Below are 18,886 nucleotides of genomic sequence, written 5' to 3' on the forward strand. Positions count from 1 at the left end.
TTTCTAGGTCATCAGCATGACGAGCACCATGCCCCAGATCGTCAGCAGCGTGTTTCCAACCGCGTACGTGACGGTATAGCCAAGACCCGGAATCTGGCTTTTGGCGCGATCATTGACCATGCCGAGCGAGGCAGTCGTGGTCCGCGCGCCGGAACAGCATCCGAGCACGATGGCGTCATGGAATTTGAACAGGTATTTGCCGACATACATTGCGAGGATCAGCGGCACGGTCGTTACCACGACGCCCCAGAGGAACAGGCCGATGCCAAGCGCCTTCAGGCCGGCTACGAAGCCCGGTCCCGACGAGATACCGACTATGGCAATGAAAACGTTCAGGCCGACGGAGTTCATGAACCAGACGGTAGGTGAGGGGATTCGGCCAAAGGTCGGCCGCACGGAACGCAGCCAGCCGAAGAACAGGCCTGAGATCAGCGCTCCGCCGGAGGTGGACAGCGTGAGGGGCACGCTGCCAATCTTGTAGACGATCGCGCCAACCAGCGCGCCGATGGCAATGGCGGCGCCGATGAAGGCAACGTCGGCAACGTCGGTTGCCCGATCCGGCCGGCCAAGCATCTTTGTCGCGGCCGCGACATCGGGCGTGCGTCCAACGATGGTGACGATGTCGCCCCGGTTCAGCTTGGTGTTGGGAAGAATGGGGATCTCGACCGCGATCGCGCCCCTCGTGATCTTGCGCAGGAATACGCCGCGCGATGCCGGGCGCTTCGCCAGTTCCTCCAGGGTCTTGCCGTCGACGTCCTTGCTGGTCACGTAGACATCGACACCTTCGATCGGCATCGCCAGCAGCTCGCGATCGTCGACTTCCTCCGCCTGTTCGCCGATCAGCTGGACGAGCACGTCGCGCCGGCCTGCCACGGCCACGACATCTCCCGCATGAATCACGGCATCGGCCATGGCATCGATGATCTTCCCGTCCTGCCGCAGCCGCAGAATGAACACCCGCTGATCGGGGACCAGCGCTTCGGCCTCCTGCACCGTCTTTCCGACCGCCGGGCCGCGCTCGCGAACGCGGAATGCACGGACCTCGAACTGGTGCCACGCGGTGCCGGGGCCGCCCAACTGCTTCTTGCCGCCGTGCTCCTCCTCATACTTCTTGCACGCCGCTTCGAGATCGATTCCGAGCAGGGCCGGGCCAAGCAGAGCGAGGACGATCGCGGATCCGACAGTGCCGAAGATGTAGGTGACTGCATAGGCGACAGGCATGCCGTCGAGGATCTTCTTGGTTTCTTCCGGCGACAGCCCGAGCCGGTTGATGGCATCGGTCGCCAGGCCCATGGACGCCGAGATCGTCTGCGAACCGGCGTAAAGTCCGGCGGACGAACCGACATCGTAGCCGGCAATCTTCGCCCCAACATACGCGGCGAGAAGGCAGAACACGCACACGACGGCGGCGAAAATCGCTTGGGGAACACCATCCTGCGCGATGCCGCGCACGAATTGCGGCCCGACGCCGTAGCCGATGGCAAACAGGAACATCAGGAAGAAAAACGGCTTGAGCGGGCCTGTAATCGTGATCCCGATCTGGCCGATGATAACAGCGGCAATCAGTGTCGCGGTGACAGCCCCCAGTCCCAGGCCCTTGTAGGTGAAGGAGCCAAAATAGTAGCCCAGGGCCAGGGACAGGAAGATCGCGATTTCCGGATAGGTCTTGAGCGTCTGAAAGAACCAGTCGATCATGATGTCACCCCGTTCATGCCGTCGGCGTGCGCCCCCTTTGCTCCCGCTCCACTTCGTGAATCGAAGATCCGACGACGAGAGCTGAAGCCGTATCGATCAACAAGAAGAGACGGTTCGAAGAGGGAACGTTGATTTATGTCAATGGCAATTGCCGAGCCTCGCGGCATCTGCGAACCCGCCGACGAAATCGTTTCCTGCATTGCAGCAATTGCGTCGATCCGGAGCGTTATCGCCGCCTGGGCCTTGAGGTAGATCAAGGGACGTCACTGACCGCTCATCATCCTGAGCGCGATTGCGCAGGCGAAGTTGCACAGCTCGACAGCTCGGGAGTGTCACATGGCCGATATCTTGACCCTGAAAAAATTCGAGGCGCTGAGCCCGTTCGAGATCAAGGACGAGCTGATCAATCTCGCCAAGGCGACGTCAAAGCGGACGCAATCCGCGTTTCTGAATGCCGGCCGCGGCAATCCGAACTGGGTGGCCACCACGCCGCGCGAAGGTTTCTTCCTGCTGGGGCAGTTCGCGATCACCGAAAGCAAGCGAACTATGGAGCACCCGGCGGGGATTGGCGGCATGCCTCAGGCGAAAGGCATTGCCCCACGGTTTGAAGCTTGGCTCGCCAAGCATTCCGACATGCCGGGCGCGAGCTTCCTTTCGGAGATGCTGCCTTTTGCGGTCAAGAAATTCGGCTTCGACCCCGACGCCTTCGTCCATGAGCTCGTCGATTCCATCATCGGCGACAATTATCCGGTGCCGGACCGCATGCTGGTGCACAACGAAAAGATCGTGCACGAATATCTGATGTGGTCCGTTTGCGGTGAGCCGCGGCCGGCCGGCAAGTTCGACATCTATGCGGTCGAGGGCGGCACGGCGGCGATGTGCTACCTCTTCAAGTCGCTGAAGGCCAATCGCCTTTTGCTTCCCGGCGACACCATCGCGCTGGGAACGCCGATCTTCACACCCTACATCGAGATGACGCATCTGGAGGATTATGACCTCAAGGTCGTCCAGATCAGGGCGCCGCAGGAAAACAAATTCCAGTTCACCGACGATGAAATCAAGAAGCTGGAGGATCCGAAGATCAAGGCCTTCTTCATCGTCAATCCCGCCAATCCCTCTGGCATGGGGGTGAGCCCGGAGACGATCGCCAAGCTGGGCAACCTGGTCAAGACCAAGCGCCCCGACCTCATGCTGCTCACCGACGACGTCTATGGCACCTTCGTCCACAGTTTCCGCTCGCTGCTGGGTGAGCTCCCGCACAACACCATCGGCGTCTATTCCTATTCGAAATACTTCGGCTGCACGGGATGGCGGCTCGGCGCCATCGCCATTCACGAAGACAACATCTTCGACAAGATGATCGCGAAGCTGCCCGACGACGCCGTGAAGGCGCTCGACAAGCGCTACGGGCCGCTGACGCTGGAGCCGCGCAAGCTGAAATTCATCGATCGCATCGTTGCCGACAGTCGCGACGTCGCGCTCAATCACACTGCCGGCCTGTCGCTGCCGCAGCAGGTAATGATGAGCCTTTTCTCGCTCGCGGAAATGATGGACGCGAAGAAGGCCTACCAGGCTGCCTGCATGGAAATCGTCAACAAGCGGCTGTGGGCGATGCTCGATGGCCTTGGACTCGCCGACAAGCTGTCGCCCAATCCAAACTACGACGCCTATTATGCCCTGATCGATTTCGAGTTCTGGGCCCGGAAGAACATCGGGGATGAAGCCGTTGACTATCTGAAGAAGCACATTCATCCGCTCGACCTTGCATTCCGCTTGGCGGAAGCCCACGGGATCGTGCTGCTGAACGGTGGCGGCTTCGATGCTCCCGAATGGTCGCTCCGTGTCTCCCTGGCGAACCTGCCGGACGACGTCTACGACGATATCGGACGGGGCGTTCGAACGATTGCCAGGGGATACCGGGACACATACGAAGCGGCTAAGCGAGGCTAACGGAAACGCGGCTACGGCGACGCCCTGATAGGGCGTCGCCCGTGGATCAAGATCCTCGACCAATAGCAATCATAGGAGTGCGATTATGCCAATCCAGCTCGTGATGGACCGCAACGGGGATAGCCGTTATTCCTTCAACTCCGGCGACGCAGAGGAACTGGCCGAGGCGGAACAGCGCTTTTACGAATTGACCAGGATTGGCTTTACCGCGGCGGTCCGGACCAGTCCAGATCAGGTATCGAAAGTCTGGTCGTTCGACCCCTCGGCGGAAGAAACACTCTTCTTTCCGAGATTAGTTGGTGGGTAGTCACCTAGTCATGTTCGGGGTTCGATCAATTCTCTTGAGTCGTCGCATGAGAGCGACGAGAGCCCTCTTCATAAGGCACGGCGCCGAGGCCACGCCCGAGGGACGGTCGCTGCGGATGCTGCGAGAATGGCTATCGCAGGCGCAGCGAGAGCAGTTCGCAAGCAAGGGCTACTTCGACGTCGTTGGAGGAAACACCGGAAATCAGTACAGGATCTATACTGGCACCTCGGTCAATGTATGCGAGATTGACAAAACAGGTCGCCTCCGCGAGGGGCTATGTTTCGTGCCGGTTGGTGATCTGCCAATCGGTGATGTGATGCTTGCCCAGAAGATCGCACTGGAAACATGCGAAGACGAGGTGCGCGCCCTAGCCAGGTGGTTCACTCCCCAAACTCACTATTTTCGGCAAATCCAACTTCGTAGCTAACCGCGCAAATCGTTGTTGTCTCCCGCCGGTCCGACGTCCATTGATGTCGTCTCCGAGGGCCGTCGACAAATCGCAAGCCGCGCAGTCTCATTCTGACAAATTTTCGTTTGGCTTTGGCTTGCGACGTGCGACCCTGTCCGAAGACAAAGGACCAGGCCGTCGCGATTCGGATTCATTCGCTAGTGATGCGAGGCAAGCGCCATGGCTGAGCACATCATCGTCACCGACGACGGCGCCACGCGCACGATCACGATGCGCCGTCCCGAGAAGAAGAACACGCTCACGCAGGACATGTACCTGGCGATGAGCGATGCCATCAACGCCGCGCAATCCAATCCAGCGATCCGCTGCCTGATCCTGACGGGGCGTTCGGGTGTCTTCACTGCCGGCAACGACATCGGCGATTTCCTCAAGGCCGCGACCGCGGCCGACGATGGCGCGCGGCCGCGCAATTCCGTGATTTTCCTGCAGGCGCTGGTCAACAACACCAAGCCGATCATCGCTGCGGTCGACGGCATCGCGATTGGCATCGGCATGACGATGGTCGTGCACTGCGACTACGTGATCGCGAGCACGACCACGACGTTCTCTTCGCCCTATATCCACTACGGCCTCGTGCCCGATGGCGCCACCAGCCTGCTCGTGCCGCAGATGGTCGGGCATCAGCGCGCGTTTGCGACGCTGGTCATGGGCCGCGAGATGAGCGCGGAGGATGCGAGGGAGGCCGGCCTCGTCAACCAGATCGTGGCGCCCGGGCACGCCGTGGTCGAGGCCCAGAAGGTGGCGCGCGAGATCTGTGCGCTGCCGGCCGACGCCGTCGCGATCGCGCGCAAGCTCCTGAAGCTCCCGACGGAAGAGATCGAGCGGCGGATCGGACAGGAGAACCATTTCTTCGCAGAGCGCATGCGCTCGCCCGAGGCGCTCGCTGCGTTCCAGAACTTCTTTGCGCGCAAGGCCAGGTAGGCCGGCGCAAGTGATCCATCCAGATGCTGCGATGATGGCATCATGCCGGTGATTTGCCCGAAGTGTCAAGCAAGTTCGCAAAATCCGTATTTCGCCTAAGTTCGGGATTGCTTGCTACTTTGCATGGGGTTGTTTTCGATATTTTTGCGGAGGCCTCTTCACCGCCGTGCTCGGCCGGCGATCTGCAAAGAGAGCAACTCGGGCCGCGCGGAATTCCCGGCGGGTCGGATCCCGCGCGGATGACGCCCCAGCGTGACAGGCTGAGTTCGACGGCCATACCGCTTGACCAGGAAGCAGCCTCCGGTGACGGCTGTGGAACTGGCGGGATTCTGGCGGGAACAGCTAAAATCGCAGCGCCGCAACTCCTTGCGGCTCGGCCTTGGTGCACCTCTGCGGACATAAGTAGCAGCGGTCGATTCACATATCCTAATGCGCAACACCTCCCAGCCCATCAGACTGATCGGGCTGGAAAGGGGCTGCCATGGCGATGGATCGCGTGGAACAGGCCTTTGTCGCAACCGCCATTACGGGTTTTCTCGTGATGACGGGCGCAATTGTCTGGATGATGCTGAGCTGACGGGGCGGGAGGTCATCTTGCGCGTTGCGCTGCCTTATTTCGCCGCTGCGTTGTGCTTGGCGGTGACCGCCTGGCTGGCCCTCGCGCATCTGTTCTAGCCGTCAACTTGCCGTGAGCGGGACGCTAGTTACGCCCGGCCGCTGACGTTCACTGCGCGGCAGTTCTTGACGTCCCAGCTCCTCACGCAGGCGCAGCGCACTGACGAGATGATCGCTGCCGCGCAGCAGCGCGAGCGCCTCGCGAACCAGCTCGCGCGAATTCGCCAGGACTTTTGTATCCAGCGCGGGATTGGGTGTGTAGATCATCGCGTGTCCCTCTATCTTTGCGATGAGCGGCGCGAGCACCACGCGCCGTTGTGTGTCAGATCCCTGGAGCGTCGATGAGCCTCGTCAGCTTCCGGGCCATCGCTGCGAGATCGAGCGGCTTTTCAAGGAGCACGATGTCCTGGAACTCGGGAATGATGGTGATTTTGTCGTAACCAGTCGTGAACACGAAGGGCACGTGGCGCGCCCTGAGCTCGCGGGCTACGGGGAAGATCATGTCGCTGCGAATGTTCACGTCGAGCACTGCGGCGTTCAGGACGCCGCCATCGTGCAGAATCTCGACCGCGTCCTCGATGTGACCGGCCGGTCCGGCGATCTCGGCGCCGAGCGCGCGAAGTGTCCTGCCGATGTCATCAGCGAGGAAATATTCGTCCTCGACCACCAGAATGCGCCGGCCCGCCAGCGGCATGCGTTGACGGGACAATGTGGGCGATGCCGACATGGTGCCTCCAAGGATCAAGCAAGTCTCCTCCAAGTCTTTAGGAACATAAGACCGGAAGCCGCCTTGGTCCAAACGATGCAATCGAAGGCCGGTTCCATGAGCAACCGCGACATCATCGTCATCGGGGGCTCGGCGGGGGCGACGGCACCCTTGAAGCAGATTTTGGGCCGCCTCCCGGCAGACCTGCCGGCGGCCGTATTCATCGTGTTGCACATACCGGCGCAAGGCATTGGCATTCTCTCCACGGTCGCAAGCAGCGCCGGCAAGCTGCCGGTCCGGCAGGCCGAAAACGGCATGAAAATCGAACCCGGCCGCGTCTATCTGGCCGCACCCGATCACCATTTGCTGCTGTCCGAGGACCGTGTGCTGCTCGGCCGCGGTCCGCGCGAGAACATGGTGCGGCCGGCGATCGATGCGCTGTTTCGCTCGGCCGCGCTGCATCACGGTTCGCGCGTGATCGGCGTTCTCCTGAGCGGGCTGTTGTCCGATGGCGCGGCCGGTCTCAACGCCATCAAGCGTTGCGGCGGGACGACGGTGGTGCAGGATCCGTCCGATGCCATCGCCGACGAAATGCCAAGGCGCGCTATCGAGGCGACCACCATCGATCTCTGTGTGCCCGGCGCCAGTATGGGCGACGTCCTGTCCGAGCTCGTCAGAGAGCCTCCAGGGGCGGTGTTGCCGATTCCGCCGGAGATCAGGCTCGAAGTCGAGATTGCGGCTGGTGACCGCATCGGCAGTGACATCCTCACTTCGCTTGCCGATCCCGTCGCGCTGACCTGTCCGGCCTGTGGCGGCGTGCTCTCCGAGGTCAAAGAATCGCGCCCGATGCGTTTCCGCTGTCAGGTCGGTCACGCCTACACGGCCGATGCGCTGGCCAAGGAGCAGGAGGGACGCGTCGATGAAGCCTTGCGCGTCGCACTGCGCATCATCGAGGAGCGGGCGGAACTGGTGCAACGTATGGCTTCCGACGGCCGGCGCAGCGGCCGGCCCGCGGTCGCCGAAATGTACGCCTCGCGGGCTGCCGAATACCGCGAATATGCCGACATGATCCGGCGGGTCGTGCTACACTCGCTTGATCCCCGGGTTCGCAAGCAGGAAGCTTGAGGCACTGCCATGGCCCATTCCCTCGCCGAGCGTACCGAGGAGCTCCATTCCGAGCAGCGGCTTCTCGTCAAGGCCGATCAGGATATCGAGCAAGGCTGGCAGCGGATCCGCGACCAGGAAGATCGGGTGCGCGACCTCATGGCCGGCGGCCATGATACGCGCCAGGCCGAACGGCTCGTCGATCTCCTCAAGCAGACCCTGATCGAGTGGGAGCGCCATCGCACGTTGATCGAGCAGCGGGTGATCTATCTTCAGAGGCAGGTTGATCCAGGAGCGTAGGGGCCGACCGACGGACGGCCTTCTGAATTCCGTGCCGAGCTCGAATATTTAGTCGAACGCTGCGGCGCCCCCGGCACGCCGGATCAGGGCCACTCTTCGGATATTTGCATCGTGGGTTCCAGCGCCACCGGGCGGGTATGACCCGCCTCATGGCGCCTGACAACGCTTGCGCTGCGGGATCGAACGGCGCAGACGGCGTTTCTGCCTTTGAGCTGTTGGGGTAAGATCGATTTCTGCTAATTGCAGGGGCCGGACGCCCGTTGCTCCCGGCCAGCCAAAGAGAGCTACCAGAGCCATGAAAGAAGTCGGCGACCAGCCGGTCGAGGGAGAGCGTCAGGTCAAGGCCCCGCTGATCATCGGCGTGGGCGCATCGCCCGGCGCCCTGGAGAGCATCCAGCGTTTCTTTGCCAAGCTGACCGTGGCGGACGACCAGGCCATCGTGCTGGCGCTTCAGCATCACGAGGCCTTCGACGAGGACCGGCTGCGCGAGGCCATGCGCGGCTCCAACGGCGCCAAGGTCGCCGACATCGGTGACGCCGGGACGATCGAGGGAGGTACGATCTACCTGTGCCCGCCGGCGATGATCACCACCATCCAGGGCGACCGTTTCGCGATCCGCAAGGCCGAGCAGGCACCGGGCGAGCGCGCCACGATCGACAGTTTCCTGGTGTCGCTCGCCGAAGAGCGCGCCGAGCAGTCGATCGGCGTGATTCTTGCCGGCACCGGCGGTGACGGCACGCTCGGCACCGCCACGCTCAAGGACCACGGCGGTCTGGCCATTGCGGAAAAGATAGCGAGCCCCGAATCCGAGCATCTGCTCGACGGCAACACGCCCGCGGCCATCGCCGACTACGTGCTGCCGCCGGAGGATATCCCCGAGCACATCCAGGTCTATGCCCGGCACCTGCGGCGCCTCGAGGAGAAGCAGGGCTTCGACGAAGTGCTGGCGGCAGCCGCGACCTCGCTCTCGCGCATCGCCGACATCCTGCGCAACAAGACCGGCAATGATTTCCACGGCTACAAGCAGAACACCTTCCTTCGTCGCGTGCAGCGGCGCATGCAGGTGGTCCAGATCGACGAGATTCCGGGCTACGTCGATTTCCTGCGAAACGACAAGGACGAGGCGCAGCACCTCTTCAACGATCTTCTGATCGGCGTCACCGAGTTCTTCCGCGACAAGCGCGAATTCGAGGTGCTGGAGACGCAGATCGTGCCAAAGATCTTCGAAGGCAAGGGCGCGGGCCAGCAGGTTCGGATCTGGGTGCTCGGCTGCGCCACCGGCGAGGAGGCCTATTCGATCGGCATCCTCCTGCGCGAGCACATGGCGCGGCTCGATTCCGCACCGCAGGTCCAGATCTTCGCAACCGACATCGACGGGCGGGCGCTCGCCACCGCGCGGGTCGGCCGCTACCGCACCAGTATCGAGGCGGATATGACCAACGAACGCCTCGCGCGCTGGTTCGTGCGCGAAGGCGATACCTATTGTGTGGTGAAGGAATTGCGCGAGATGTGCATCTTCTCGCAGCACAACGTCATCAAGGACGCCCCGTTCTCCAAGCTTGATCTCGTCTCCTGCCGCAACCTCCTCATCTATCTCAATGCCGAACTGCAGAACCGGGTGATCCCGCTGTTCCATTTCGCGCTGTTGCCGGACCGCTACCTCTTTCTCGGTAATTCCGAGAACGTGACGCGGCATCCCAAGCTGTTCGCGCCGGTCGACCGCCGCGCCCGCATCTTCAAGAAGCTCGAGACCGGAACGCGGCTGCCGCCGGAATTTCCGATCACGACGACGGCGGGCAGGGCGCCGGTCGAGGTGCCGCCGGTGCGTTCGTTCGGCCCGGATGTGGGTCTGGAGCGCCGCGCACAGCGGATCGCCGAGCGCTACGCGCCGGCCTATGTCATCACCGACGACAATTTCCAGATCCTGCACTTCTCGGGGCGCACCGGCCGCTACATCGAGCCGACCGCGGGCGCCGCCACGCTCGACCTGCTGCAACTCGTGCATCGCGATCTCAGGCTCGAACTGCGCACAGCGCTCGGCCGCGCGGCGGAGACCAACGAGCCCGCCCATGCCGAGCAGGTGCTACTCGGGCTGAACGGCCACCGCGTTCTGGTCGACATCACGGTCGAGCCGATCCAGGAGGGCACCGGCGGTCACCGCAATTTCGTGGTGCTGTTCAAAGACGGTCCTGTCCGCGCGATCGAGGCCGACCAGGGCAATCCCAATGCGCTGGTGCGCACGGAGCACGTCGAGCGGCTGGAAAGCGAGCTGCGGGCGACGCGGGAGCGACTGCAGGCGACCATCGAGGAGCTCGAGAGCACCAACGAGGAGCTGAAATCCTCCAACGAGGAATACCAGTCTCTGAACGAAGAGCTGCAATCGGCCAATGAAGAGCTCGAGACCTCGCGCGAGGAATTGCAGTCGGTCAACGAGGAGCTGACCACGGTCAATGGCGAGCTGGCGCACCGCGTGCAGGAACTGACGCGCGCCACCAGCGATCTGAAGAATTTCCTCGAGAGCACGCAGATCGCAACCGTGTTCCTCGACAATGATTTGCGGGTGATGAATTTCACGCCCGCGATTACGCAGGTCCTGCACCTGGTGGAAACCGACGTCGGCCGCCCGATCGCCCACATCAAGGCGCGCATCCCCATCGAGGAGCTCTATGATGACGTCCGCCGCGTGCTGCGGACGCTGGCGAGCGCCGAGCGCGAGCTGACCGCGCCGGACAGCGGTACCCGCTATATCGTGCGCATCCTGCCTTATCGCAGCATCGACAATTTCATCGCCGGCGTCGTCATCACCTTCATCGATGTCACCGCGATCACTCGCGCCGAGGAGCGGCAGCGCCTGCTGCTCGCCGAGCTCCAGCATCGTGTCCGCAACACGCTCGGCGTCGTGCGCTCGATCGCCCGCCGCTCCGCGGAATCGAGCTCTACGGTAGAGGAATACGCCTCCCATCTCGACGGCCGCTTGAACGCCTTCGCGCGCACCCAGGCGCTGGTGACCCGCGATCCCGAGGGCGGCGTCGATCTCGAATATCTCGTCGTCGAGGAGCTCCTGGCCTATAATGCTCGCGAGGGTGAGCAGGTGCGGGTTTCCGGCCCCAAGGTACGTCTCCAGCCTAAGGCCGCGGAGACTTTCGCGCTCGCCATCCACGAGCTCGCGACCAACGCGCTGAAATATGGCGCCTTGAGCCGGCCCACGGGGCGGATCGAAATCTCCTGGCGCTTCGATGAGGCCACCGATCCGCCGGAACTGGTCTTCGAATGGCGCGAGCGGGGCGGACCACAGGTTACACCGCCGCCGCGAAAGGGTTTTGGCACCGAACTTCTGGAGCGCACGCTGGCGTTCGAGTTCAAGGGCCAGACGACAGTAGCGTTCAGCACTTCAGGGCTGCAATGTACGATCACGATTCCCTTGAGCAAGCGCACGTTCCATACGCCGGGGGGGGTAACTAATGCCCGTGTCGACCCTCGATCGAAGCGTTACTGATCCGGTCATTCGCCGGCTGAATGCGCTGCGGCCGTTGTCGGCGGGCGCCTCTGCTTCGCTCGAGCACGCCGTCCTCGAAGGGATGCAACGCGCGGGTTCTGGCGAGGACCTGATCTCCGAGGGCGATCCCGTCGACAGCGTCCGCATCGTGCTGTCGGGATGGCTCTGCCGTTACAAGACACTGGAGGACGGGCGCCGCCAGATCGTCAATTTCATCTTCCCCGGCGAGACCTGCGACGCGCATGCGTTCCTGCTGGCGGTGATGGATCACTCCATCGCGACGCTGACGCCGGTCGTTTATACCGAAATCAAGCGCGCGCGTTTCGAGAGTCTGATCGCGAGCGACCGTTCGCTGGCGGAGGCGTTCTGGTGCGAGACGCTCGTGAGCTGCGCCATCCAGCGCGAATGGGCCATCAATCTCGGCCGCCGTGTCGCTCTGGAACGGGTGGCGCATCTGTTCTGCGAGATTTTCGAGCGGCTGCGCCCGGTCGGAATGATCGACGGCAATTCCTGTATCATGCCGGTAACCCAGATGGATCTGGCCGACGCCACCGGCCTGTCGGTGGTCCATCTCAATCGCACCGTGCAGGAATTGCGCGCCGCCGGCCTGATCGTACTGCGCGAGCGCACCTTGACCGTCAACGATGTCGAAGCACTCAAGGACGCCGCGCTGTACTCGCCGAGCTATCTGCAACTCTACCGCAGCAAGTAGCCGGTCTTTCATATCGTTGGGCAGCAAGCTCCATTCGCCTGACCGCATCGCAGTGCAGCGCCAGACCTGGCGGCGAGCAACAATCGCTCCGCTTAACCTATGGAAATGCCGGAACCCGGTTCCGCCCCGAAGCTACGAAGGCTGTCCGCCCGGGCCGCCTCCTGGTGCGGCAGGCGATCGGCCCCGGCGCTCTGAGCCTCCGGCTGGGGCCGATTCCCTTCCATCCAGATCGTTCGTGAATGCAGAAGATGACCACCAAACGCAACCGTACCAAACAGACGCATTCGCTTCAGGAGCGTTTGCAGATCTCAGCCGAACTGGCGCGCCAACATGCCCGCCGTCTTCCGGCCGGCAAGGAGCGAGAGATGTTGCTGCGCCGTGCGAAGCAGGACGAAGTGGCTTCCAATCTGACCGATTGGTTGACCGCCCCGGCTGTCCGCAAGCGCTGGCAAGGAGAAGGCAGATCATGAAGCACTACCGGGCATTCCAGATCGATCCTGACGGCCATGTCTTCGGCTGCATCAATCTCGTCTGCGACGGCGAGGAGGAAGCCAAGCGCCAGGCCCAGGCGCTGGTGAGCTTCTATCCCATCGAACTGTGGCGTCTGGACCAGCGCATCGCCAAGTTCGAACCCGTCTCGCAAATGCCTGATCGTGTGACGCAGCTTCGCGATCAGGCCCCGAGCGCCAGTCAGAATCCGAACGGATAGGTGTCCGCAGCGCCACGCGACGAGCCGACGGCTAGCGGCGTGACTGCGCTCGTCTCTTCAAACCAGACCAAGGCGTCGTACTGCTCAGGCAGCACGGCCTCGAAAATAGTGGCTCAAGAATTCCGTCTCGGGCCGATACACCACGCCGATCGCGCGCTCCAGCCGCGGATCGGTGCGACTCGCGCGCAAGTCTTTTCGTGCCGGATTGTCAGCCTTAGGCCGATCGAGACAGCAGCCGTTTCAACTGCAGCGCATCGTGCGACGAACGGATCAGGAGATGAGACCTTGTTACGCCTCGCCGTGCGGCATGATCCGCTCCGCGTGGCCCCTGCCGTGCCAGACGTGGTCGAGTAGCTCGACGATCGGTTGGCCAAAATCCTCGTATTTCACCTCGATCGATCGCAGCCACGGCGCAATCCAGCGGTTGAGTGGGTTGCCATCGATGCCGACGAGCCTGCAGCGCTCCGGAACCAGGATGCCGCTCTCGCGAGCAAGGCGATAGGCGCCGTAGGCGATCTGGTCGCTGACGCACATCAGTCCCTCGAGCCAGCCATCTCGCGCGGCGAGCTGCCGGGCGGCCTCATAGCCGATCTCGAGGTGAGAACGGCCGGCCGCCTCGGCCTTCGGGATTTCTGTGACGCCGAGCGCGCGCATGCGGTTGCAGAACCCCTTGAGGCGATCCCGCGTAACGGATGATCCCTGGGCGGGCGCCAGCACGCCGCAGCGCCGCAGTCCCGCGGACCACAGCATGTCGGCGGCCTCAGCGCCCGCCTTGATGTTGTCGATGCCAACGAAGGCACCGCGCCCGAACGGCGGGCGGCGGTTGACGAAGACCATTGGCGCGCCATCAGCAACGAAATCCTTCAGCACTGCGCTCGGCACACTGGCGACCATGATGTAGCCGCGCACCACCTGCGAACGCATGGCGTTGAGATATTCGTCCTGCAGATCGGGCCGATCGTGCGTGTCGCAGAGGATCATCACATAACCGGCGGCGCGCAAGGCGGCTTCGGTCGAAGCAGCGATGGCGGCCATCACGGGATTGTCCAGGTTGGGGGCGAGCATCGCGACGAGGCGGCTTTCGCGCCGCCGCAACGTTCGGCCAGCGTGGTTGGGGTGGTAGCCCACGACGGCGATGGCCTTGCGGACGCGCTCGATGGTCTCGGCCGAGGCCCGGCGCGTTTCGCCGTTGACGATGCGCGAGACGGTGGCGATCGAAACCCCGGCAGCCGCGGCGACTGTCGCGAGTGAGGCGGGGGCGGAGCGTTGCTTGCTCGTCATTGTTCGGCTCGGGTGTGATCCGCTGAACAGAGAGAATACAGCGATTGACAGCTTAGGCAAACGTTTGCCAAACTGCCTCTAACAATCAAAGTATCGCCGGAGGACGCAAATGAGGACAATGACCCGACGCGCTATCAGCACCTCCGTGCTGGCGGCCTGCCTCCTGGCGGGCGGTTCGGGCGTTCGCCCCGCCGAGGCCCAGACAGTCCTTCGGATGACCTGGTACTCGGACGGCAACGAAGGCGAGGTAATGGCCGATCTCCTCCGCCGCTTCGAGGACAAGAACCGGGACATTCACGTCGTTCTGGACCAGGTGCCGTTCAAGGCCATCAACGAGAATCTGCCGGTGCAACTGGCTTCGGGGCAGGGACCTGACATCGCCCGCGTGGGCGACATGGGCGGTCTTGCCCGCTATATGCTCGACCTGCGCCCCTACTTGAAGAACGCCGATTACTGGGAGGCGAACTACGGTCCCTTCCTGCAGTGGATGCGGGTGCCGGGCGACACGTCTTCAATCCCGGGCTTCATGACCCAACTGACCGTGACCGGTCCTTTCGTCAACAAGACGCTGTTCGAGCAGGCGGGCGTCGCAATGCCGGGTCCGAAAGCGTCCTGGGAGGACTGGGGCAAGGCGACAAAGGAGGTGGCGGACAAGGTCCAGGCGCCGTTTCCGATCGCGTTCGACCGTTCCGGCCACCGCTTTTTCGGATTGGCGATTTCGGAAGGCGCCGCCGTGTTCGATGGCAATGGTCAGCCGGCGGTCGTTGACGACGGGTTCAAGCGCGCGGCCAAGCTGATCTACGACTGGCACAACACTGGCGTGATGTCGAAGGAGCTATGGGGCTCGGTTGCGGGGGCGACCTACCGTGGCGCCAACGAGGAATTCAAGAACGCCCAGGTCGTCATGTACGAATCGGGCTCCTGGCAGATCAGCCAGTTCGACAAGACGATCGGAACAGCGTTTGACTGGGTTGCGGTGCCGACGCCATGTGGGCCGGCGAACTGCTCCGGTATGCCGGGCGGCGCGGCGCTGGTCGGCATCAAGTCGACCAAGCACCCCGAAGAAGTGGCGCGCGTGCTCGATTACCTCGCGAGCGAGGAGGTCGTCGCCGAGTTCTATGCCCGCTCCCTGTTCGTGCCGGGCCATCTCGGTCTCGCCCGCAAAGGCCTCGACTACAAGGATGCGTCGCCGGTTGCGAATGCGGCGCTCAAGGTCTTCAGCGACAGCGTCAACCAGCTCGCGCCAGCGGCCAACCGGCTGCAGGGTTATCCGGCGAGCCGCGTCATCCTCAATGCGGTGATCAGCCGGCTTGGCCAGGCCGTCGCCGGCGAGGTTACTCTCGATGAGGCCTACAAGCGCATCTCGGGCGACATCGAGCAGCAGCTCGCCGAGCGCAACAAGAAATAGGCGCCGGACGCATCACGGCATGACTGATTTGCCAACCGGCATTGAACCGCAGGCCGCGCCGACCGTCCCGCTGCTGGCGCGTTTGCGGCGCGCGGGCGAGACAGCGCTCGGTGCAGTGCTTGGGACCCTGCTGCGCCTCGTTGACCGTCCGATGCGCCTGTTGCAGCGGCTCATCGGCGAGCGGCGGATGGCCTATGTCTTTCTGCTGCCGAACCTCGTTTTCTTCTCGCTGTTCGTGTTCGTCCCGCTTGCGATCGATCTGGTGTTTTCGTTCACCGGTGGGGAGTCGCTGTTTCCTTCGCAGCGACCCTATGTCGGAACCGATCAGTACGCCTATCTGTTCGATTGCGGCTCCTTCCTCGATCCAGCTTCGTGCCGGGTCGATCATTTCTGGCGCGGCGTTGCCAATACGCTGCGTTTCACCATGTTCCAGCTCGTATCCATGGTGGCGTTTTCGCTCGTCACCGCGCTGGTCCTGAACATGCGGATCCGCGGCCGCGGCTTCTTTCGCGCGGTATATTTCTTTCCGGTGCTGCTGTCGCCGGTCGTGGTTGCGCTGGTCTGGAAATGGATCCTGCAGCGCGACGGCCTGCTGAACGCCGGGCTCACCACGATCGGCGGGCAGAAGATCCTGTTCTTCGTCGACCCGGGCTGGGCGATGTTCTGGTCAGTGTTCGTCTCGGTCTGGGCGCATATGGGCTTTTACACCCTCATCCTGCTTGCGGGGTTGCAGGCCATTCCAGCCGATCTCTACGAAGCGGCCCAGATGGACGCGACGCCGCGTTGGCGCGTGTTCTGGCGGATCACGCTGCCGCTGCTCTGGCCGAACCTCATCGTGGTGATCGTGCTGGCGCTGATCCGCGGCGTGCAGACGTTCGATGAGGTGTTCGTGCTGACCGGCGGCGGACCGGGTACCGCAACCCTGATGATCGTGCAGTACATCTACGAGACGGCATTTGCGAGCCAGGTGCAGAATTTCGGCCTCGCCGCGGCGGCGTCGATCGTGCTCGGCGTGGTGCTGTTTCTGCTCACGCTGGCGCAGCTGTCTCGCACCCGGAGCGCCTCATGAAGCCAATTCAGCTCCTGCGCGCCCGCCGTCGGAGCGGGCGCTGGCATTGGACCGACATCGCCGCTTACGCCTATCTCGGGCTTGGCGTCGTGCTAATGTTCGGACCTGTCGTATGGCTGGTCCTGTCCTCGTTCAAGACCCAGGCAAGCCTCCTGGAATTTCCGCCCTCGCTGCTGCCGCTGTCCCAGCAGGAGGTCAGGGTGCAGGGCTTTCCGCAGCCGCTGCCGCTTTTTGCAGCCACCCTCGACAATGGCGAGCGTCGCGAGCTAGCGCAAGTTCGGCGCATCGGGCTGATCGCCCAGATGATCGATCCGGCCGATCCTAAACAGCAATATCGCGTGCCAACCGCCAAGCTCGCGCCGGTTCGGCACTTGAGTTTCGTGACCGCGAATTACACCGAGCCGCTCCAGAAATTCGCCTTCACGCGCTATCTGTGGAACTCGGTGTTCGTCACGACGATCGCAACTCTGATCACACTGCTTATCAATTCGATGGCAGCCTATGCTCTCTCCATCTACGAATTCAGAGGCAAGACCGTTGCCATGCTGATGGTGATCGGCACGCTCATGATCCCGATCACCATCATTCTCGTGCCGGTCTATCTCGTCGTCACGAAACTCGGTCTCGTCAATTCGCTCTGGGCGGTCATTCTTCCGGGCGCCGCGACGCCCACAGGCGTCTTTCTGTTACGGCAATACATGCTGACGCTGCCGCGCGACCTCATCGAGGCGGCCCGCATGGACAAGGCAAGCGAGTGGCAAATCTACTGGCGGATCGTCATGCCGCTGGCGGCGCCGGCTCTGGCAGTGCTCGCCATCTTCTCCATCATGTGGCGATGGAATGAGTTTCTGTGGCCGCTCGCGGTGCTCACCAAGTCCGAATCCTTCACGCTGCAGATCGGTCTCAACGCCTTCCAGGGCGAGCTGCAGACCCAGTGGAATTATCTCCTGGCGATGACTGTGGTGTCGCTGATCCCGGTGGCTCTTGTCTTCGTGTTTCTGCAACGCTTCATCGCCACCGGAATAGCCAATACGGGGATGAAATGATGGCGGGGATGTCTTCATGGCTGGCCTGACTCTCAAGGGCGTCCGCAAGGCCTACGGGACGATCGCCGTGATCCACGGCGTCGATCTTGCGATCGCGGACGGCGAATTCATCGTCTTCGTCGGCCCGTCCGGCTGCGGAAAGTCGACCTTGCTGCGCATCATCGCCGGGCTCGAGGAGGTGACCGACGGCGAGATTGCGATCGATGGCCTCGACGTCACGCGCGTGCCAGCGTCCGACCGGGGGCTCGCTATGGTATTCCAGTCCTATGCGCTCTATCCGCACATGAGCGTCTACAAGAACATGGCCTTCGCGCTCGAGAACATGGGTCTTGCGCGTAGCGAGATCGACGCCCGGGTTCGGCGCGCGGCCGCGATGCTGCGCCTCACCGAGTATGTCGAGCGCAAGCCGAAGGCGCTGTCGGGCGGCCAGCGGCAGCGCGTGGCGATCGGTCGCGCGATCGTCCGCGATCCCAAGATATTCCTGCTCGACGAGCCGTTGTCCAACCTTGATGCCGAACTGCGCGTTGCCACCCGCAAGGAGCTCGCGGCGCTGCATGCGGAGATCGGCGGCACCATGATCTACGTCACCCATGATCAGGTCGAGGCGATGACCATGGCAGACCGCATCGTCGTGCTGCGCGGCGGCCGCATCGAGCAGGTTGGTACGCCGCTCGACCTGTACAATCGGCCGGACAATCTCTTTGTCGCGGGCTTCATCGGCTCGCCGCGCATGAATCTGTTGCCGGTGCAGGTGGTGTCGCCGGGGCTGGTACGCCTCAGTGAGGCCAGTGAACCGATCAAGGTAACGACGGGCTCACTCGCCGCGGGCGCATCGGCGACGCTCGGCGTACGTCCCGAGCATATCGCGCTTGCCGCGGAGGGCGCCGATCTCGCACTCACCATCGACCTCGTCGAACAGCTCGGCGGCGACACGTATTTCTATGGCAGCGCGCCCGGCTTGCCGCAGATCACGGTGCGCCAGAACGGTCAGGCGCTGCGGGGGCGCGGCGAGGCTCTCCCGGTTCGTTTCGAGCCGGCCCACCTTCACCTGTTCGACGCCGAAGGGGCTGCCGTGCGGCCCGGCCGCTGAATCCTGAG

General features: G+C 63.0%; 18 protein-coding genes. 13 read left to right on the plus strand and 5 right to left on the minus strand.

The annotated features are described in order from the left end of the window. Positions 1-3: 3 nt before the first annotated feature. Entirely contained in the window at positions 4-1,695 is a 1,692-nt protein-coding gene (gene aspT / locus NLN62_RS36280; protein WP_254111979.1) for an aspartate-alanine antiporter, read from the minus strand. Beyond that, positions 1,692-1,952: a hypothetical protein gene (locus NLN62_RS36285; protein ID WP_254111980.1), complete on the minus strand. Its 261-nt coding sequence runs from the start codon at positions 1,950-1,952 to the stop codon at positions 1,692-1,694. The genes aspT and NLN62_RS36285 overlap by 4 nt, the downstream gene beginning before the upstream one ends. Positions 1,953-2,031: 79 nt before the next feature. Here NLN62_RS36285 and aspD point away from each other — a divergent pair, with 79 nt between their 5' ends. The 3 genes from aspD (at position 2,032) to NLN62_RS36305 (ending at position 5,342) form a co-directional block, all read left to right on the plus strand. Next, positions 2,032-3,645 carry an aspartate 4-decarboxylase gene (aspD, locus tag NLN62_RS36290; protein WP_254111981.1) on the plus strand — a complete coding sequence of 538 codons (1,614 nt, stop codon included), beginning with the start codon at positions 2,032-2,034 and terminating at the stop codon, positions 3,643-3,645. Between the two features lie 85 nt (positions 3,646-3,730). Beyond that, on the plus strand, positions 3,731-3,952 hold the full coding sequence (locus NLN62_RS36295; RefSeq protein WP_027524126.1) for a hypothetical protein: 222 nt from the start codon (positions 3,731-3,733) through the stop codon (positions 3,950-3,952). Positions 3,953-4,580: 628 nt separating this feature from the next. Further along, entirely contained in the window at positions 4,581-5,342 is a 762-nt protein-coding gene (locus tag NLN62_RS36305; RefSeq protein WP_254111982.1) for an enoyl-CoA hydratase-related protein, read from the plus strand. A 678-nt stretch (positions 5,343-6,020) separates the two neighbouring features. Here NLN62_RS36305 and NLN62_RS36310 read toward each other — a convergent pair. After that, entirely contained in the window at positions 6,021-6,224 is a 204-nt protein-coding gene (locus NLN62_RS36310; RefSeq protein ID WP_156944423.1) for a hypothetical protein, read from the minus strand. A gap of 55 nt (positions 6,225-6,279) precedes the next feature. Next, on the minus strand, positions 6,280-6,684 hold the full coding sequence (locus NLN62_RS36315) for a response regulator (protein ID WP_027524130.1): 405 nt from the start codon (positions 6,682-6,684) through the stop codon (positions 6,280-6,282). A gap of 96 nt (positions 6,685-6,780) precedes the next feature. On the opposite strand from NLN62_RS36315, the gene NLN62_RS36320 reads away from it, so the two are divergent. The 6 genes from NLN62_RS36320 to NLN62_RS36345 all read left to right on the plus strand — a co-directional run bounded on the left by NLN62_RS36320 (position 6,781) and on the right by NLN62_RS36345 (position 12,984). Further along, positions 6,781-7,788, plus strand: a complete 1,008-nt coding sequence (locus tag NLN62_RS36320) for a chemotaxis protein CheB (protein WP_027524131.1) — start codon at positions 6,781-6,783, stop codon at positions 7,786-7,788. Between the two features lie 9 nt (positions 7,789-7,797). After that, on the plus strand, positions 7,798-8,067 hold the full coding sequence (locus NLN62_RS36325) for a hypothetical protein (RefSeq protein WP_027524132.1): 270 nt from the start codon (positions 7,798-7,800) through the stop codon (positions 8,065-8,067). A gap of 295 nt (positions 8,068-8,362) precedes the next feature. Beyond that, on the plus strand, positions 8,363-11,563 hold the full coding sequence (locus NLN62_RS36330) for a CheR family methyltransferase (protein WP_254111983.1): 3,201 nt from the start codon (positions 8,363-8,365) through the stop codon (positions 11,561-11,563). After that, positions 11,529-12,275, plus strand: a complete 747-nt coding sequence (locus tag NLN62_RS36335; RefSeq protein ID WP_027524134.1) for a Crp/Fnr family transcriptional regulator — start codon at positions 11,529-11,531, stop codon at positions 12,273-12,275. The genes NLN62_RS36330 and NLN62_RS36335 overlap by 35 nt, the downstream gene beginning before the upstream one ends. Before the next feature lie 239 nt (positions 12,276-12,514). Then, complete coding sequence (locus NLN62_RS36340) at positions 12,515-12,745, plus strand: hypothetical protein (protein ID WP_371933062.1); 231 nt, start codon at positions 12,515-12,517, stop codon at positions 12,743-12,745. After that, a complete protein-coding gene (locus tag NLN62_RS36345) occupies positions 12,742-12,984 on the plus strand; it encodes a hypothetical protein (protein WP_035662904.1) in 243 nt (80 codons plus the stop codon). The genes NLN62_RS36340 and NLN62_RS36345 overlap by 4 nt, the downstream gene beginning before the upstream one ends. A 288-nt stretch (positions 12,985-13,272) precedes the next feature. On the opposite strand, the gene NLN62_RS36350 is transcribed toward NLN62_RS36345, so the two are convergent. After that, positions 13,273-14,265, minus strand: coding sequence for a LacI family DNA-binding transcriptional regulator (locus NLN62_RS36350; protein WP_035662906.1), 993 nt, complete (start codon positions 14,263-14,265; stop codon positions 13,273-13,275). Positions 14,266-14,374: 109 nt separating this feature from the next. Between NLN62_RS36350 and NLN62_RS36355 the strand changes: the two genes are divergently transcribed. Genes NLN62_RS36355 through NLN62_RS36370 form a run of 4 tightly spaced genes read left to right on the plus strand, consistent with a single transcriptional unit; the run spans position 14,375 to position 18,878 of the window. Continuing rightward, positions 14,375-15,673: an ABC transporter substrate-binding protein gene (locus NLN62_RS36355; protein WP_027524137.1), complete on the plus strand. Its 1,299-nt coding sequence runs from the start codon at positions 14,375-14,377 to the stop codon at positions 15,671-15,673. A gap of 19 nt (positions 15,674-15,692) precedes the next feature. Beyond that, positions 15,693-16,742, plus strand: coding sequence for a carbohydrate ABC transporter permease (locus tag NLN62_RS36360; protein WP_371933063.1), 1,050 nt, complete (start codon positions 15,693-15,695; stop codon positions 16,740-16,742). Then, positions 16,739-17,788 carry a carbohydrate ABC transporter permease gene (locus tag NLN62_RS36365; RefSeq protein WP_027524139.1) on the plus strand — a complete coding sequence of 350 codons (1,050 nt, stop codon included), beginning with the start codon at positions 16,739-16,741 and terminating at the stop codon, positions 17,786-17,788. The genes NLN62_RS36360 and NLN62_RS36365 overlap by 4 nt, the downstream gene beginning before the upstream one ends. A gap of 16 nt (positions 17,789-17,804) precedes the next feature. Continuing rightward, positions 17,805-18,878: an ABC transporter ATP-binding protein gene (locus NLN62_RS36370; protein WP_027524140.1), complete on the plus strand. Its 1,074-nt coding sequence runs from the start codon at positions 17,805-17,807 to the stop codon at positions 18,876-18,878. The last annotated feature ends 8 nt before the right edge of the window (positions 18,879-18,886 follow it).

The sequence above is a fragment of the Bradyrhizobium sp. CCGUVB23 genome (assembly GCF_024199885.1).
Taxonomy (GTDB): Bacteria; Pseudomonadota; Alphaproteobacteria; order Rhizobiales; family Xanthobacteraceae; genus Bradyrhizobium.

Bases quoted from the DNA above. Each gene is read 5' to 3' on its own strand.
- NLN62_RS36325 (WP_027524132.1), top strand. From the start codon at position 7,798: ATGGCCCATTCCCTCGCCGAGCGTACCGAGGAGCTCCATTCCGAGCAG.
- NLN62_RS36370 (WP_027524140.1), top strand. From the start codon at position 17,805: ATGGCTGGCCTGACTCTCAAGGGCGTCCGCAAGGCCTACGGGACGATC.
- NLN62_RS36310 (WP_156944423.1), bottom strand. From the start codon at position 6,224: ATGATCTACACACCCAATCCCGCGCTGGATACAAAAGTCCTGGCGAAT.
- NLN62_RS36305 (WP_254111982.1), top strand. From the start codon at position 4,581: ATGGCTGAGCACATCATCGTCACCGACGACGGCGCCACGCGCACGATC.
- NLN62_RS36355 (WP_027524137.1), top strand. From the start codon at position 14,375: ATGAGGACAATGACCCGACGCGCTATCAGCACCTCCGTGCTGGCGGCC.
- NLN62_RS36295 (WP_027524126.1), top strand. From the start codon at position 3,731: ATGCCAATCCAGCTCGTGATGGACCGCAACGGGGATAGCCGTTATTCC.
- NLN62_RS36365 (WP_027524139.1), top strand. From the start codon at position 16,739: ATGAAGCCAATTCAGCTCCTGCGCGCCCGCCGTCGGAGCGGGCGCTGG.
- NLN62_RS36330 (WP_254111983.1), top strand. From the start codon at position 8,363: ATGAAAGAAGTCGGCGACCAGCCGGTCGAGGGAGAGCGTCAGGTCAAG.
- aspT (WP_254111979.1), bottom strand. From the start codon at position 1,695: ATGATCGACTGGTTCTTTCAGACGCTCAAGACCTATCCGGAAATCGCG.
- NLN62_RS36360 (WP_371933063.1), top strand. From the start codon at position 15,693: ATGACTGATTTGCCAACCGGCATTGAACCGCAGGCCGCGCCGACCGTC.
- NLN62_RS36320 (WP_027524131.1), top strand. From the start codon at position 6,781: ATGAGCAACCGCGACATCATCGTCATCGGGGGCTCGGCGGGGGCGACG.
- NLN62_RS36350 (WP_035662906.1), bottom strand. From the start codon at position 14,265: ATGACGAGCAAGCAACGCTCCGCCCCCGCCTCACTCGCGACAGTCGCC.
- NLN62_RS36345 (WP_035662904.1), top strand. From the start codon at position 12,742: ATGAAGCACTACCGGGCATTCCAGATCGATCCTGACGGCCATGTCTTC.
- NLN62_RS36315 (WP_027524130.1), bottom strand. From the start codon at position 6,684: ATGTCGGCATCGCCCACATTGTCCCGTCAACGCATGCCGCTGGCGGGC.
- NLN62_RS36335 (WP_027524134.1), top strand. From the start codon at position 11,529: ATGCCCGTGTCGACCCTCGATCGAAGCGTTACTGATCCGGTCATTCGC.
- NLN62_RS36340 (WP_371933062.1), top strand. From the start codon at position 12,515: ATGCAGAAGATGACCACCAAACGCAACCGTACCAAACAGACGCATTCG.
- aspD (WP_254111981.1), top strand. From the start codon at position 2,032: ATGGCCGATATCTTGACCCTGAAAAAATTCGAGGCGCTGAGCCCGTTC.